Source organism: Marinobacter adhaerens HP15, assembly GCF_000166295.1.
Taxonomy (GTDB): domain Bacteria; phylum Pseudomonadota; class Gammaproteobacteria; order Pseudomonadales; family Oleiphilaceae; genus Marinobacter; species Marinobacter adhaerens.
Window position 1 is genome coordinate 3,167,029 of sequence record NC_017506.1, and the last position, 16,260, is coordinate 3,183,288.

Here is a 16,260-nt window from a genome sequence, read left to right on the forward strand (position 1 = left end):
AATTACAACCAGCTGTATAAACGTCCGGGATTGAAGATATTGTCCGGATCAAAGGCATTCTTGATGCGGCGCTGAATGCCCTTCAGGGCCTCCGGCTGGTGATGCATCACCTCACCGGTGCGATCGCCACCACGGAACAGGCTGACCTGGCCACCGGCAGCACGGGCCGCAGGCTCTAGATCTTTCAGCTCACCGGCGCCACGGAACCAGCGCTGGGAACCCGCCCAGTCGATAAACCAGTTACCTTCCAGTTTCGGTGTGGCAGCTGTCGAACCAACGGAGAAGCGCCACAAAGGCACGTCGTTACCGGCAAAAAATTCGTGGTGCATATCCTGCACCTGTCGCCAGAAGTGGTCGCCCTCTTCCATCACTTCGCCGGACCACTTTTCAGCGGTGGCTTCCACACCGGATTTCGCACCGGCCAGACGCAGGTAAACCTTGCCGTCAACCCAGCAGGCGGCAGTGATGGGCTTGGGCTCGGCTGCCCGGCTATTCATATAGTGAACCACCTCGTCCATGCCCATCTCCTGAACCAGCGTCAGGGAAGCGGCCGGTTTCGGCATCACTTTCATGCTGATTTCAGTGATTACGCCCAGGGTTCCCAGGGCACCGGCCTGAAGACGTGATACGTCATAGCCGGCCACGTTTTTCATTACCTGACCACCAAAGCGAAGATGTTCGCCCTTGCCATTGAGCAGCCGGATACCCAGCACCTGATCACGCACCGAGCCGGCCCAGGGGCGTCCCGGACCGGAAAGGTTACAGGCCAGGGTGCCGCCGATGGTGGAGGCGGCACCAAAATGGGGTGGCTCAAAATGCAGGCACTGACCTTCTTCAGCCAGAGTCGCCTCGATTTCGCTCAGCGGCGTGCCGGCACGGACGGTCAAAACCAGCTCCACCGGGTGATAGTCAACGATACCGGTATGCTCGCCCACGTTGAGGGTTCCGGCATCGGTGTCGGCTTCCCGGCCCATGAAGGCCTTGGTGCCACCGCCGACAATATTGAGTTTGTGCCCGCTGTCCCGGGCCTGGAGCACTTGCTCCTTCAACTGTTGGGAAATATCAGCCATGGGCGGCTTCCGTATGTTCGTGCGTGTGTTGTTTGTGCTCAAGGGAGCGGTATTCCTGACAGAACCGGAGGGCCGGTACGCCCTTGCCCGGGTTCAGGATACCGGCGGGATCAAACGCGGCCTTTACGTCGTGGAACTGCTGGAGCTCCTCATCGTTGAACTGCACCGCCATCTGGCGAATCTTTTCAACGCCAACGCCGTGCTCACCGGTAATGCAGCCACCTACCTCCACACACATTTCCAGGATGCGTGAACCGAAGGCCTCCGTGCGCTCGAATTCGCCGGGCACATTCGCATCAAACAGGATCAGCGGGTGCAGGTTGCCATCGCCGGCATGGAACACGTTGGCGACGCGAAGACCAAACTCCTCGGACATCTTCTCCATTTCCGTCAGAACATAAGCGATCTCGCGACGGGGAATGGTACCGTCCATGCAATAGTAGTCCGGTGAAATCCGGCCCACCGCCGGGAACGCAGACTTACGGCCTTTCCACAGCAGGGCTCGCTCTTCCTCGCTCTGAGAGGTCCGAACCGAAGTGGCACCCAGCTTGCGGAAGACTTCTTCGGCCTGGGCAATGTGTTCGTGAACTTCCTCCTCGGTGCCGTCCACTTCACACAACAACAACGCCTTGGCATCCCGCGGGTAACCGGCCTGGGCGAAGTCATCCGCTGCGATGATGGCGTGGCCATCCATCATTTCAAGGCCACCAGGGATAATGCCGTGGGAGATAATCCCGCCCACTGCATCACCGCCTTTCTGAACGTCATCAAACCCGGCCATGACAACCTGGGCTACTTCGGGTTTCGGCAACAGCTTCACTTTGACTTCCGTCACCACACCCAGCAGCCCCTCAGAGCCGGTCATCAGCGCAAGCAGGTCCATCCCACAGCCGTCCAGACCATCACTGCCCACGGTCACGACATCACCCTCGGCGGTGACCATTTCCACGCTCAGGATGTTGTGAACGGTCAGACCGTACTTGAGGCAATGCACGCCGCCCGAGTTCTCGGCCACGTTACCGCCAATGGTGCAGGCGATCTGCGAGGAAGGATCTGGCCCGTAATACAAACCATACTGGGCCGCTTCTTCGCTGATGGCGAGGTTACGCACCCCAGGCTGCAGTCTTGCCGTTCGGGCCAGCGGATCAATCTCCACGATGCGATTGAACTTGGCCAGCGACAGCACCACGCCCTCCTTGTTGGGCATGGCACCGGCACTGAGTCCCGTTCCGGCTCCACGGGCCACCACAGGTACCGCGTTCTCGTTACAGATGCGCATCACCCGCTGCACCTGTTCAACGGTTTCCGGCAGCACCACCAGCAACGGCATTTCGCAATACATCGACATGCCGTCGCATTCGTAGGGCTTCATGGTTTCGTCATCGGTGATGACGTAGTCCGGGTCGATAAACGCCCGGAACTGCTCCGCCAGCTCGGCTTTGCTGACTTTCGGCTTGGTAGTCATAGCACTCTCTGGGTTCGAATTACGTCAGTGTGACAGTCATCAACCGCGTTTTGTTTCAAAGTGGTCAAGACCGGCCTGGGCACAGTCCATATCCTGCTGGGGGGTACCGGAACTGATTCCGATACCACCCACCACTTCGCCGTCGACGATCACTGGCAGACCACCGCCAACAGAGCTGATGCGCCCGCCAACTTCGGTGTGGATACCGAAAGCGAGACTGCCGGGCACGTTCACCTTGTTGTAGTCATGGGTGGCTTTCTTGGCCGCAGCCGCCGTGAAGGCCTTGTCCTGGGCAATGGTCACGCTGGTGATCTTGCCGCCATCCATGCGCTCGAAGGCCACCAGATTGCCGGACTCGTCCACCACAGCGATGCACATAGGCACACCGATTTCACGGGCCTTTTCAGCCGCGCCCTCAATGAGGATGCGCGCCTCGGCAAGGTCCAGTCGTTTGATCGTCAACATAAAGCTTTACTCCTTGATTTGATTAACCGTAAACCAGCCCTGGCAGCCAGGTTACGATGCCGGGGATCAGGACACACATGAACAGTCCGAACGCCTGAATCGCCAGGAACACCAGGGAAGACTTGAAGATGGTACCCATGGAGATTTCCGGAGGACAAACGCCGCGGATGTAAAACAGTGCGTAACCAAACGGCGGACTCAGGAAAGACATCTGCATGTTCACCAGGTACAACACACCGAACCAGAGCACCACGTCGTCACCGGCAACCGGCGGGAAGCCGAACAAGCCAGGGAATTCCAGCGCCTTCACAATCGGAATGAAGATGGGCACTGCCAGCAGCAGGATACCAACCCAGTCAAGGAACATACCCAGAACCACCAGCAAGACCATCAGCAGGAACAGGATGCCGTACGCCGACATGCCGGTTCCAAGTATGGCGTCGGTGACAAACTGCTGACCACCCTGGAGGATGTAGAAACCGACGAATACCGATGCACCGAACATGATCCACAGAACCATGGCAGACGCCTTGGCCGTGGTCACGGAGGCTTCGCGAAGGCCGGCAATCGAGAACTTCTTGTGCATCATTGCAACAATAATGGCACCGAAAGAGCCGATACCAGCCGCTTCAACCGGCGTGGCAATACCACCGAAAAGCAGGCCCAGAACCAGACCAACCAGTGCAAGGGGTGCAATCAGGTTGCCCAGAAGCTTGAGCTTTTCTTTCAGACTGATCCGGTCTTCCACCGGAATGGGCGGGCCCAGCTTCGGATTCAGCCAGCTGCGCACCAGAACATAAGTCAGGTACAGACCGGAGAGCATCAGACCGGGCAACAGAGAGCCCAGATAAAGCTCGCCCACAGACTGCTGTGCAACAACGGCATACAGAATGGCCAGAATCGAGGGCGGAATGAGGATACCCAGGGTTCCACCCGCCATGATGGAGCCGATGGCAATCTTATGGTCGTAATGACGCTTCAACATGGCCGGCAGTGCGATGATGCCCATGGTTACAACGGCGGCACCGATAACACCGACCATCGCAGCCAGAATCGTAGAGGCGACAATGGTTGCAGCAGCAAGGCCGCCACTGATGCCACCCATCCACTTGTAAACCACGCTGAACATTTCTTCGATCAGGCCCGCGCGTTCAAGCATCGACGCCATGAAGATGAACAGAGGGATCGCAGCAATGTCCGGGTTTGCCATCAGCGGGAAGATCCGGCCGGGGACAATGTTCAACATCATGGCGTCACCCACCAGGTAGATGAACATGACACCAAGACCACCGGTCACGAAAGCAAGCGGCAGCCCCATCATCAGGGCCACAGCCAGAGATCCGAACATCAGGTAGGTCAGCGGCCCGATTTCGACGCCGGACAAGCTACCCGAGAGCTTGAAGAGGAATTTCTCATCACTCCATGGGTCATAAAAGAGAATGTTGATCAGTTCAACACAGATGACAAACGCCAGACCCACGGTGGCGATGATCATTAACCATGTACCCAGTTTTCCGGCCATGCCGCTGCTGGGCGCTGCAGTTGTTGTACTCATGATGTGCGCTCCTGACCGAGACGGATGAACAGTACGATGTCTTTAAGCAGCTTCGAAAAGCCGGCGAGCAGCAACAGGATTGCGCCCACAAACATCACGCCTTTCACGGGGTAATACTGGATACCCCAGGTCTCGACAGTGGTCTCTTGCATCATTATGGAGTCCTGGAAGAAGGTCCAGGATGTGGTGGCCAGAACGGCTGCAAATATGAAGAAGAACATGGAGGTGAAAATATCCATGCCCACGCGCCCGCGAACCGGCAGGAAGTTGTAGACGACGTCTACCCGAACGTGCGCTCCGTGCAACAGCGCAAAGGCACCGGCAAGGATGTACTGCATACCGAAGATCAGGAAGCTGGCCTCATGCACCCAGATCGTTGGCATGTTAAAGATGTATCGCATCACCACTTCAAAGAAATAGAAAAGCACGGCGTTGATGGTCCAGAACGCAACGAAAAGACCTGACTTCTCGCACATCCAGTCAACGATTTTCGTAAACCAGTTACCCTCGTACTCAAAGTGAGCAAGAGGATCATCTTCTTCAGACTGCAGCTCGGAAACCGTTTTCTCGGGCTCGGCGTCATCTCCGCCGTGCTTACTGCTCCACTTATCCCAAGCCATCATGAGCAATGGCATTACCGCAAGCCAGCCCCAGTAGAACCAGTGCGGCAAAACAAAGCCAAAGGAACTCAGATCAGACATGTTGTTACCACCCAGATCAAAGAGCGAGGAAGGGAGGGCTAATCCTTAGTCGGCTAACCCTGCCTTCCTCGTGTGTCGTTTTTATTTGAGCTTTGGAACTTAGAAGCCCTTGATGTCTTCTTCGGTTATGTAGCCAACCGTGTCGTTCATCATGTACTTCAGCTGGATATCCAGGATGGCGCGCGCGTCATCATTCTTGTTGGCCCAGTTGAACCAGATGGGGATCGCAGCTTTACGCCAGGTTTCCAGATCTTCCTGGCTCAGGCGGGTAACCGTGTCGCCATCCGCCTTGAACTTCTCCATCGCCTCGATGTTGCGCGCCTGGATGGCCAGGTAGTGCTTCTGGGAGTAAATCCGAACCTCATCCTCAACCAGCTGCTGAAGCTCAGGCGAGATAGAGTTCCAGGCACGCAGACTGACGGTCAGATCCATCAGGTCCACCGGCTGGTAGATAGACATGACGCCGGGAGGTCCAAAGATGATGTAGTCAGTAACCTGGGAGAAGCCCAGCTCGTAGTTGACCGCAGGACCTACAAAGTCCGCCGCGTCAATAGTGCCTTTCTCGAGAGCCGGGAAGATATCCGAGCCCGGCAGACTGACCGTGGACACGCCAAACTGCTGGAAAACCTCGGCAACCATGCCTCCGGGTACACGGATCTTCATACCTTTCAGGTCGTCAAGACTGTTTACCGGCTGCTTGGAATGGATGATGTTGGCGTCATGCTGGATCGGGCCAACGTAGAACAGGCCGAACTTCTTATAGATTTCCCGGGTCTTCTCCAACATACCCATGGAGTAGAACATGGTGTCCCACTGATGGGGCTGATCCGGACCCGCTGGGTAGGAAGACAGGAACACAGAGGCAGGGATCTTGCCCGCCCAGTACAGGGTGAACGGGTTCATGCCCTGCAGCACGCCGTTACGAACAGCGTCAAACAGCGCGTTGTTGTCAGCAGCAACCGCCTTGGCCGGGAAGCACTGGAACTTGAGCTCTCCGCCGGACTTGGCCTCAATACTCTTACACCACTCCTCGAAGAGCGTGTAGCCCACCGTACCCGCGTCCCAGGTCGACTGGATTTTCCACGTGGTAGCAGCTTGGGCCTGACCTGCGCCCATGAGCATTGCGCCTGCCAAAGTGGCGCCCATGGCGATTGTCTTGAGGAAACTTCTGCGAGGTGGGGTCTCGCCAGTGTCACAGCTATTTCGGATGTTATTCTTCGAATTCATCGAAACGTCTCCGTTGGCTTTGTTTTTATCAGCGTCTATGGCAACGCCGGCGCAGGCCGACATTAGAATGATATTCGTAGCCAATCCGGGTTTAGTCCAGTTCGGTGAGCACTGGTCTGACCAGTTTTTGAAGTATTAAAAATGGACGAAATACTCTGAATCGGCCATATTTAACGGGCTCGGACGCACATCAGCTGAGAACGGAAACACCTACAATCAGAAGCATTCACTGGTCAGACCAGAGAGCATAAACAGGCCCCCAAATGGCAATCTCCCAGGAAATCTCATATCGGCTGGAACGCCTTATTCTCGACGGCGGGCTGGCTCCGGAGCAGAAGATACCGTCCGAGCGCCAACTGGCGACCCGGCTGGGTGTTTCCCGCGCGGTGATCCGGGAAGCCCTGCATGAGCTTCAGGGCCGCGGCGTTATTGAGACCCGCCACGGCAAGGGGTCGTTTGTGGCCAGCATGGTGCCCGGCGCAAGCGAGCTGGGAGAACAGAGTCCGCTGATGCATCTTTTCGAGGGACATCCCCGCACACTTTTCGACCTTCTGGAAGTACGCGAACAACTGGAAGGCCAGGCCGCCTATCTCGCTGCCCTGCGGGCAACCCGGCTCGACCGGCATCGCATCACGAAGGCGTTCCGGGCGCTTGAGGATACCGACCCGCTTCGTAACGCCCGGCTCGACCATGGTTTCCATCTTGCGATTGTCGAGGCATCCCATAATCCGGTACTGGTGCATGTGCTCAACAGCCTGAAAAACATGATGTTGTTGACCGTTCAGGCCTCGGTTGCCAACCTGAACCCGAGAGAAGAAATGCGGAAGAAAATCGTCCGCCAGCACCGGCAGCTGTATGAGGCCGTCATCGCTGGCAAGCCGGCCAACGCCCAAAAGGTGGCGATGGCCCACGTACGGTTTGTCAGTGAGGCCATGAGAGACATGGAGAAAGACGGAGGCAAACTGATCAGGCTGCCCATTGAACAGGACAAAGCGAATGATCATTTGCGGGCAGAAGCCTAGCATGGCAAAAAGCTTGCATTGATCAATCATTCGACCACAATGTCATGCAGCGAACGGCGGTGAAATTCGGTAAAACGCTCCCTTAAAGGGATTGATTTCCGCATCCACAGTCCGTAAAACATGCGCCTTTGAATTACAGCCCCAGGAGTCACCCATGGCGGACCAATCGCCTTTGATCTGCAGGGACATTTACAAGACCTTTGACCAGCTTGAGGTGCTCAAAGGTATTTCACTGGAGACCCGCAAAGGCGACGTGGTTTCCCTCATTGGCAGCTCCGGCTCCGGCAAGAGTACTTTCCTGCGTTGCATCAACCTGCTGGAAACACCCACCTCCGGCGACATTATCGTGCACGGCGACCCAATAAGGTTCACAACCAACCGCAAGGGCGAACGTATTCCGGCCGATAACAAACAGGTTGAACTGATTCGCGCGAAACTTTCCATGGTCTTCCAGAGCTTCAATCTCTGGTCTCACATGACCGTTCTGGAAAATATCATTGAAGCCCCGGTTCACGTGCTGAAGGTACCCAAGAAGGAAGCCATCGAGCGCGCCGAAGCCTACCTGAACAAGGTGGGTATCTACGAGCGCAAGGACTACTACCCGGCCCAGATGTCCGGCGGCCAGCAGCAACGGGCGGCCATTGCGCGGGCACTGGCCATGGAACCGGAGGTCATGCTGTTTGACGAACCCACTTCGGCACTGGATCCGGAGCTGGTAGGCGAAGTGTTGAAGGTCATGCAAGGGCTGGCTGAGGAAGGCCGCACCATGATCGTGGTTACCCACGAGATGGCATTTGCAAGGGACGTGTCGAGTCAGGTCCTGTTTTTGCATCAGGGCGTGATCGAGGAACAGGGTACCCCCGAGAAAGTGTTTGATCATCCGGATTCGGAACGCATGAAGCAGTTCCTGACTCCCAACTTCTGACACTCGGTGCTATCTTGAACCGGTGAAGAAATAAAATGTTGGAACCAAAAACTTCCATCAAAAATAAAGCCCAAAAGGCAAACCACTGGAGAAGTGACACATGAAAAAAATGATTTTTGCAGCAAGCTGCGCACTCGCCCTGATTGCTGGTGGCGCACAGGCCCAGGAGCGGGATCTCCGCATCGCGTTCGACGTGCCTTACGAGCCGTTTGAGTACAAGGACGAGAATGGTGAACTGACCGGTTTCGAAGTGGAACTGGCCGAAGCCATGTGTGAAGAAATGAACGCCAACTGCGAATTCGTGATCCAGGCGTGGGACGGAATGATTCCGGGCCTGCTGGCGCGTAAATTCGATCTGATCATGTCTTCCATGTCCATTACGCCGGAGCGCGCAGAGCGGGTTCTGTTCTCAGAGCCGTACTACAACACCCCGGGTGGCTGGTTCGGCCCTGAGAGCTTCAACACCGACGTCACTGACATGAGTGCGATGGAAGGCAAGACCGTTGGCGTTCAGCGCGGCACCACCATGGACACCTACGTGACTGAAAACATGGGTGGCATTGTCACCATCAAACGCTACACCACTGCAGATGACATGGTTCTGGACCTTGAAGGCCAGCGCCTCGATGTCGTGTTCGTAGACTATCCGGTGGGCGAGCAGACTGTTCTCACCAAGGAAGGCTTCAAGGAAGTTGGTGAAGCGGTCAAGCTTGGCGAGGGCGTAGGTGTTGCCATGCGTCAGCGCGACACCGACCTTGCAGAAGAAGTGAATGCGGCCCTTCGCACCCTGAAGGAAGATGGTACCTACGACACCATCATGCAGAAGTACTTCGCTTACGACATCAAGATGTAAATCTGCCGAGGGGTGGCCCGTCAGGGCCGCCCCTGCTTACCGGACATTCCCATGCTTGATCTGAAAGGCTATGGCCCGGCCCTGATGGATGGGGCAATAGTCACCATTGAACTGGCCTTCCTGTCTCTTGCCCTCTCGGTTGCCCTGGGACTGATTGGCGCGTCTGCCAAACTGTCGCAAAGCCGGGTTGCCAAAGGTATCGCGACCACCTACACCACGCTGATTCGTGGCGTGCCAGACCTGGTCATGATGCTGCTGTTCTACTATGGCGGCCAGGTGGCAGTGAACATGCTTTCGGATTACATCTGGGAAGCTTACGAAATCGACTTTTTCTTTCAGTTCGACCCGTTCATCTCCGGCGTTGTAACGATCGGGCTGATTTTCGGCGCCTATATGACCGAAACTTTCCGCGGCGCTTTCCTGGCGGTTGAAACCGGTCAGATCGAGGCTGCCCGAGCCTATGGCTTTACCCGTTTTCATACCTTCCGCAGAATCATGCTGCCACAAATGATGCGCCATGCCCTGCCCGGTCTGGGCAACAACTGGCAGGTTCTGCTAAAGACCACCGCCCTGGTTTCCATTATCGGCCTGACCGACATGGTTCGTGTGGCGGAGGAAGCTGCCAAAGCGGAGCGCATGCCCTTCCACTTTTTCATTCCGGTGGCGTTTGTTTACCTGGCCCTCACGGCAGGGTCTGAATTGTTTATCAAGTGGCTCGATAAACGGGCCAATGTCGGCGTGGTTCAGGGGAGTTAACGTATGCCTGATTTCATTGCCGAGTGGCTGAACCAGAACGAAATCTTTACCGCCATGACCATCATGGAATACTGGGATGGCATGGTGACCACCGTGCATCTGGTGTTTCTGTCCCTGGTTATCGGTTTGCTGGTGGCGGTTCCGCTGGCCATCCTCCGGACGGTTCGCAACCCCTTCGTCTCCGGCCCGGTGTGGCTTTACACCTATCTGTTCCGCGGCACACCATTGCTGATCCAGCTTTACATCATTTATTACGGGCTGGCCCAGATTGAGGGCATCCAGGAGACCTTCTGGTGGGAGATTTTCCGGGAGCCTTTCTACCCGGCCCTGCTGGCTTTCACACTGAACACAGCGGCCTATACCACGGAGATTATCCGCGGTGCGATCATATCTACGCCCAACGGTGAAATTGAAGCAGCCAAAGCCTATGGCATGAACTGGTTTATGCGGATGCGGCGGATTGTGCTGCCAAGTGCAGCGCGGCGGGCGGTGCAGGCCTACTCCAACGAGGTGATCTTCATGCTGCACGCCAGTGCGATTGCGAGCGTAGTCACCATCGTGGATCTGACGGGGGCGGCCCGTAATATTTACTCCCGGTTTTATGCGCCGTTTGATGCGTTTATCTTTGTGGCACTTTGCTATATGGCGCTCACGTTTATACTGGTTTTTGCCTTCCGCAAACTCGAAACTCATCTTCTGAAGCACCAGCGGCCGGTGAACGGCTAAGCCCCCAGGCTTCCAGTTTGGTGCCGGGCCGGTTGGCGGGTGTCTTCCCGGGAGACGCTACGAGCACATCCATGTGCGCTTGACTGAGGCCATCCATGGCCTCAGACACTCCCGGGAAGACACCCGCCAACCGCCCTCTGACTTTTCCGTGGAGTCCCCATGACCGTTAGTTCGGATCTATTTGGCAGTTCCCATGATTGGCTCTCACACACCCTCGACAACGCGGATGCATCACTCCCAGAAACCAAAGCCTTCCTCCCTGACGGCACGCGTATCAGCCGCAAAGCCGTAGGCGTTCTGGACATTGTCCCCCCGGCGGCACGCAGCAATCCGAATGCCGAAGCCATCATCGTTTCTGCAGGTGTTCACGGGAACGAAACAGCGCCCATTGAGGTTCTTAACAGACTGGTTTCCGAACTGATTGAGGGCGAATGGGAGCTGGCTTGCCCGGTCTTGCTCATTATGGGTAACCCGCCCGCGATGGTCGCTGGGAAGCGCTTTCTGGAAGTGAACCTCAATCGGCTGTTCGATGGCGCGCATAGTCGGAACGAGTATGAGGGGCTGGCCGAGGCTGCGCGGGCGCAGGAACTTGAGGAGGCTTGCCGGCAGTTTGCCATGGCCAATCCCCAGGCGCTTTATCACTACGACCTGCACACCGCCATTCGGCCGTCGCACCGGGAGCGGTTTGCGCTGTATCCGTTTGTTGAGGGCCGGACGGTTCCGGTCGACCAGTGTGATTTTTTGCTGGAGGCAGAGGTGGAGACGCTTCTGCTGCAGCACAAGGCGGGCACCACGTTTTCGTCGTTTTCCTCGTCGCTGCTGAAAGCCGAGAGTTTTACCGTGGAGCTGGGTAAGGTGCGGCCGTTCGGGCAGAATGATCTGGGGCGTTTCTCGGGTATACGGGATGCATTGCGGCGGCGATTCAAGGGGCAACCCTCGCCTGCCCCGCAGCCGCCGTTTGATCACCTGACGGTGTTTGAGGTGGTGCATGAGATTCTGAACACCGGGAAGAACTTCCGGTTCCATATTCCGGACGATGTCGCCAATTTCACCGAGTATCAGCCCGGCACAGTCATCTGGGAGGACGACGAGACCAGTTATCGGGTGGGGCATTCACCAGAGGCGATTGTGTTCCCCAATCCGGAGGTTCCGGTGGGCCATCGAGTCGGGCTGATGATCCGGCCAGAAACGGGGTCAGATGAAAGTTTCATCTGACCCTCGTTCCGGCTGATCAGGCCGGGGCGTTTTCGGGTTCCGGCACGCTGACTTTGATCAACTGGGTGCAGACAGCCGGGATGACCAGCAGCGTCAGCACCGTTGAGGCCAGCAGGCCGGAGATGATGGCCCAGGCCATGGGTGGCCAGAGCGTGGAGCTTGAGAACGCCAATGGCAGCAGGCCGGCCACGGTGGTTGCTGTGGTCAGCAGGATCGGGCGGGTGCGCTGCTCTACCGCGTTGCGCATGGCGTCGCGGATGTCTCTTCCTTTCTCCAGTTCCCGATCCATCACGTCCAGCAGAACGATGGCGTTGTTCACCACGATTCCCACCAGGGCGATCACGCCGAGCAAAGACTGGAAACCGAAGGGTGAGCCAGAAAGCACCAATCCGGGGAAAATACCGACGGTAGCCAGCGGCACCGTCAGGAGGATAATGCCGACCCGGCGGAAGGAGTTGAACTGCAGCAGCAGGAAGAACAGCAGCAACAGCATCCCGATGGGGGCTGCGGTGAGCAATGCGGTGTTGGCTTCACCGGAACCCTCGGCATCACCGCCCATGGCCATGCGGGTACCCGGTGGTAACGGGTTTTTCTCAAGCCCTGCGTAAAGGCCGTCCAGAGCCTGGCTGAAGCTGTAACCGGTTTCGAGGTTAGCCGTGACAGTATTCATTCTTACGCCATCACGCAGGTATCGAGCCGCCGGTTCCCAGGTGGTATCCACTGTTGCCACTGCTGAGAGCGGTACGGCGTCGCCCCGATCGTTGTAGATGTTCACTGATAGCAACCGTGACAGCGACAGGGCCGTGCCCTCGCGGGAACGCAGCACCAGGGGGATGGGATCCTCTTCCTGGCGATAGCGCTCAGCCACCACACCAAAGCTCTGGCCATAGAGGCTTTGGGCCACATCGGCCCGGGTCAGGCCGTAGCGGGCCGCCGTGGCATCGTCGACGTTGATGGCAATACTGGGAACGCCAATATCCAGGTCATGGCGAACATCAACCGTGCCCTCAACGCCTCTCAGAATGCTGAAGATCCGCTCCACCGCTTCGATCCGGGCACCATCATTGACATGGTAGACACGGATTTCCACCGGTGCAGCCCTGGGCGGTCCCTGCCCGAGAATACCCACGGTCACATCCAGTTCCGGCATCTGCTCTTTCACGTGCGCGCGAATCCAGCGGATCATGCCGGTAGTGTCTTCCAGTGTGGGTGTGGTAACCACCAGCCGTGCCCGGTTCGGTGCCTGGGGGGCGCGCTGCAGGTTGTAATAAAATGAAGGTCCGGTGAAGCCTACGAACCGGTGGACCTTCAGGGCATCCGGCTGCGAACGGATAATTCGTTCCAGACTTTCCGTGGCCTCTGCCGTGCGGGCCTGGTCGGTGCCCTCGGGCATGTAGACTTCGACAATCACCCTCGGGCGATCGGCATTCGGAAAGAACTGCTGGGCCATAAAGGGGGTCATCGCAAGACTGATGCCCACAAGTATGGCGCCGGCGGTAATCAGCCGTCCGGGGTAACGGGATACCAGGCCACCCAGAAAACGGGCTACTCCGATCAATCGGTCCTGGCCCGCCTTGCGGCGGGGCTTCAGGAATCTGGCCGCCAGCAAGGGAACGGCGGAGATAGCCAACAGATAGCTGACGGACAGTGTCAGCATGATCATAACCGGCACGCCACGGGTGAAATCCGCAGCACCGCCCTTGGCCAGAAGCAGGGGTGCGAAGGCCGCCAGTGTCGTTCCCGTTGAGGCACCCAGCGGGCCGGCCAGCTCGCTGACGGCCTGGCGCAGGGCATCCAGCCGCCGCATGCCCTCATCCAGGTGCCCCTGGATGTTTTCGACGATCACGATGGCGTTGTCGATCAGGATGCCCAATGAGATCACCATGCCAATGACGGCGATCTGATGCAGCACGCCCCCACCGAGGTCATAGAGCCCGACACTGATCAGGGCAACCATGGGCAGAATGGACGCGACCAGCAGCCCCATACGAATGCCCATGCCGGTAAAGACCACCGCCACGATGATCAGCACTGAAAGCACCAGGCTCCAGGCCAGGTTATCGAGCCGTTCCTGCACCTTGTCCGGCTGGAAGAACATCTCCCGGATCTCGTAGGGTTCAAAGTCTCCGCGAATCTGCTCCATGCGTTCGCGCACCCGCTGACCAAAGCGGATCGCATCGGTGGTGCCCTCTTCCATAATGATGGAGACCAGCACCACCCGTTCGCCGTCGTACCAGGTTTCCGGCTGTCTGGGTTCTACTGGTCCACGCCAGACATCCGCTGCCGCGGCCAGGGGCACCTGTGAGCCATCCGGAAGTTCAATGGGCGTGGCGCGGATGGCGTCAATATCGGCAAACTCGCTGTTGGGAAGGACCGACAGGCGGCGGCCATTGACCACCACGAAGCCGCCGGGAATGGTCTGGTTTCGCCGCGCCAGCGTGTCCAGCACCCGCGCCGGTGAGATACCAAGCCGGAAGAGCGCGGCATCGTCCAGTGCCAGGGTAATCTGCTCGTCTGCATCACCTTCCAGCTCAATCCGGGAAACCCCCGGCAAATCCGAGAGGTTCTGCTTCAACCGTTCAGCAACGTCGGATAGTTCCGTTACCGAGGGCGAGCCACCTACGGCCATGACGATGGCAGGAATATCGATTAGACGGTCATCAAGTACCATCCGGCCCACATCGTCCGGGAAGTCCTGCTTCGCGCGCTCCATGGCCTGGCGCACTCGGTCCCAGGCGGGGTCGGTGTCGTAGATGTCGTCATTCAGGCGCAGGCGCACGATGGCAACGCCGGTACGGGCGGTGGACTGGGTATAATCCACCCCCTCCACCTGCCGAAGTTCATCCACCAGGGGCCTGAGTACGAGCCGTTCAACGGCCTCGGCGCTGGCACCCGGATAGTTGATGCTGATCAGGCCGGCCCGGTAGGGAAACGACGGGTCTTCCTGGCGTGGCATGGTGCTGTAAGCCGCGATACCCAACAGGCAGAGCATGGTCACCACCATGCCCAGCAGGCGCTGGCAGTTCAGAAGCCGGCGGGTCATCAGCGCACCTCCACGGCATCACCGTCCGCCAGACGCGTCATGCCGGCATAAACCACCAGGTCACCCGGGGACAGATCGCCGGAGGTAACCACCACCCGCTCGCCCACGACCCGGTCGACTTCCACCGCAACACGGGAGGCCACATTATCCCGGACCCGGAACACACTGACGCCCTCGGCATTGCGGATCACCGACAGCAGGGGCACTGTGATGGCAGATTCCCGAACAGGCGTGATGCCCACTTCTACCGGCTGGCCGGGCTCCAGGGTGTTTACCGGCAGGCTCACCAGAACCGGATGCAGCTCGCCGCGAATGGCGCTGGCCTGGGCAATCTCGACCACCGAACCGGACTGTGGCGGGCGGCTGCGGTCCTGGACGGACCAGACAGGCAAGGTTTGCTCCAGCTCAACATGATCCAGCAGATACGCCGGTACCCGCACCTCTACCTCACGGCCCTCGGGCGAGGAAAGCCGCATCACCGGCTGTCCGGCCGCCACGAATTCGTCCCGCTCCACCAGCAGGGCTTCAACCCGTCCGGAAAAGGGCGCCCGAAGTGTACTCTCCTCGAGCAGCTGGGTTGCCTCCGCCAGGGAGGCCCGCGCCGTTGCGACGCTCGCCTCCAGGGAGTCCCGCCGAGCTGCGAGCTGCTCCAGCGTCTGTTCGGATACCACACCGCGCTCGTGCAATCGGCTGGAGCGCTCCCACTCCCGCTGAGCCTGCTGATACTGGGTTCTCAACTCTTCCAGGCGGGCCCTGGCAGAATCCCGGGCCGGCTCCAGGCCAGGATTGTAGACACGGGCAAGCAGATCACCGGCCTGCACCTTCTGCCCGAGCTCCACCGCCTGCTCCTTGAGGGTGCCACTGACCTGGAAGGTCAGTGTCGCTCGCTGGGTAGCACGAACAATTCCGGAAAACCGCAGCGGCATATCCTGGCTCTCGCCGCCGGAAACTTCAGACACACGCACTGAAACCTTCTGCTGCCCGGGCTCCGGGGCTACGTCACTGGCTTTACAGCCCGACAGAAACAGTGAAAAAACCGCAAGAGAAACGATGGCAACGGGGATTCGAAGTGGTGTCATGACTCTTCCTTTCATCCTTGCTTGTGTAGTTGGCGGGGTCCTGTCCCTGGAGAAACCCGATGATTGATTTAGACATCATGTCATTCTTTGACATTTTGTCAATAATCGGGTTTGATTCGATTTCAGGTATCCTATGCGTGCTTTTGCCAACTAACCGG

Annotated in this window: 14 protein-coding genes; 6 read left to right on the forward strand and 8 right to left on the reverse strand. The window is 58.0% G+C overall.

Annotated features, from left to right (window positions below; genetic code table 11):
• Positions 1-2: 2 nt before the first annotated feature.
• The 6 genes from glcE to dctP all read right to left on the reverse strand — a co-directional run bounded on the left by glcE (position 3) and on the right by dctP (position 6,402).
• Complete coding sequence (gene glcE, locus HP15_RS14995; protein WP_014578257.1) at positions 3-1,070, reverse strand: glycolate oxidase subunit GlcE; 1,068 nt, start codon at positions 1,068-1,070, stop codon at positions 3-5.
• Positions 1,063-2,535 carry an FAD-linked oxidase C-terminal domain-containing protein gene (locus tag HP15_RS15000; protein WP_008169283.1) on the reverse strand — a complete coding sequence of 491 codons (1,473 nt, stop codon included), beginning with the start codon at positions 2,533-2,535 and terminating at the stop codon, positions 1,063-1,065. The genes glcE and HP15_RS15000 overlap by 8 nt, the downstream gene beginning before the upstream one ends.
• Positions 2,536-2,574: 39 nt before the next feature.
• Positions 2,575-3,000 carry a GlcG/HbpS family heme-binding protein gene (locus tag HP15_RS15005; RefSeq protein WP_008169282.1) on the reverse strand — a complete coding sequence of 142 codons (426 nt, stop codon included), beginning with the start codon at positions 2,998-3,000 and terminating at the stop codon, positions 2,575-2,577.
• A 22-nt stretch (positions 3,001-3,022) separates the two neighbouring features.
• Positions 3,023-4,555 carry a TRAP transporter large permease gene (locus tag HP15_RS15010; protein WP_041645584.1) on the reverse strand — a complete coding sequence of 511 codons (1,533 nt, stop codon included), beginning with the start codon at positions 4,553-4,555 and terminating at the stop codon, positions 3,023-3,025.
• Positions 4,552-5,256 (reverse strand): TRAP transporter small permease subunit, encoded by a 705-nt coding sequence (locus HP15_RS15015; RefSeq protein ID WP_014578259.1) that lies wholly within the window; start codon positions 5,254-5,256, stop codon positions 4,552-4,554. Before HP15_RS15015 ends, HP15_RS15010 begins: the two co-directional genes overlap by 4 nt.
• Positions 5,257-5,355: 99 nt before the next feature.
• The gene (gene dctP, locus HP15_RS15020) at positions 5,356-6,402 is read right to left on the reverse strand and encodes a TRAP transporter substrate-binding protein DctP (protein ID WP_041645585.1); all 1,047 of its coding nucleotides are present in this window, start codon (positions 6,400-6,402) and stop codon (positions 5,356-5,358) included.
• Between the two features lie 344 nt (positions 6,403-6,746).
• Between dctP and HP15_RS15030 the strand changes: the two genes are divergently transcribed.
• The 6 genes from HP15_RS15030 to astE all read left to right on the forward strand — a co-directional run bounded on the left by HP15_RS15030 (position 6,747) and on the right by astE (position 11,980).
• Positions 6,747-7,505, forward strand: coding sequence for an FCD domain-containing protein (locus HP15_RS15030; protein ID WP_008169272.1), 759 nt, complete (start codon positions 6,747-6,749; stop codon positions 7,503-7,505).
• Positions 7,506-7,659: 154 nt separating this feature from the next.
• Positions 7,660-8,430 (forward strand): ABC transporter ATP-binding protein, encoded by a 771-nt coding sequence (locus HP15_RS15035; RefSeq protein WP_014578261.1) that lies wholly within the window; start codon positions 7,660-7,662, stop codon positions 8,428-8,430.
• Positions 8,431-8,530: 100 nt separating this feature from the next.
• Positions 8,531-9,283 (forward strand): transporter substrate-binding domain-containing protein, encoded by a 753-nt coding sequence (locus HP15_RS15040; protein ID WP_014578262.1) that lies wholly within the window; start codon positions 8,531-8,533, stop codon positions 9,281-9,283.
• Between the two features lie 51 nt (positions 9,284-9,334).
• On the forward strand, positions 9,335-10,039 hold the full coding sequence (locus HP15_RS15045; protein ID WP_041645587.1) for an ABC transporter permease: 705 nt from the start codon (positions 9,335-9,337) through the stop codon (positions 10,037-10,039).
• Positions 10,040-10,042: 3 nt separating this feature from the next.
• On the forward strand, positions 10,043-10,765 hold the full coding sequence (locus tag HP15_RS15050; RefSeq protein WP_008169264.1) for an ABC transporter permease: 723 nt from the start codon (positions 10,043-10,045) through the stop codon (positions 10,763-10,765).
• A gap of 159 nt (positions 10,766-10,924) precedes the next feature.
• Positions 10,925-11,980 carry a succinylglutamate desuccinylase gene (gene astE / locus HP15_RS15055; protein WP_014578264.1) on the forward strand — a complete coding sequence of 352 codons (1,056 nt, stop codon included), beginning with the start codon at positions 10,925-10,927 and terminating at the stop codon, positions 11,978-11,980.
• Between the two features lie 16 nt (positions 11,981-11,996).
• Here the strand turns inward: astE and HP15_RS15060 are convergent, their stop codons facing one another.
• Both HP15_RS15060 and HP15_RS15065 read right to left on the reverse strand, forming a co-directional pair.
• The gene (locus HP15_RS15060) at positions 11,997-15,023 is read right to left on the reverse strand and encodes an efflux RND transporter permease subunit (RefSeq protein WP_014578265.1); all 3,027 of its coding nucleotides are present in this window, start codon (positions 15,021-15,023) and stop codon (positions 11,997-11,999) included.
• The gene (locus tag HP15_RS15065) at positions 15,023-16,102 is read right to left on the reverse strand and encodes an efflux RND transporter periplasmic adaptor subunit (protein WP_008169257.1); all 1,080 of its coding nucleotides are present in this window, start codon (positions 16,100-16,102) and stop codon (positions 15,023-15,025) included. The genes HP15_RS15060 and HP15_RS15065 overlap by 1 nt, the downstream gene beginning before the upstream one ends.
• Positions 16,103-16,260 lie beyond the last annotated feature (158 nt).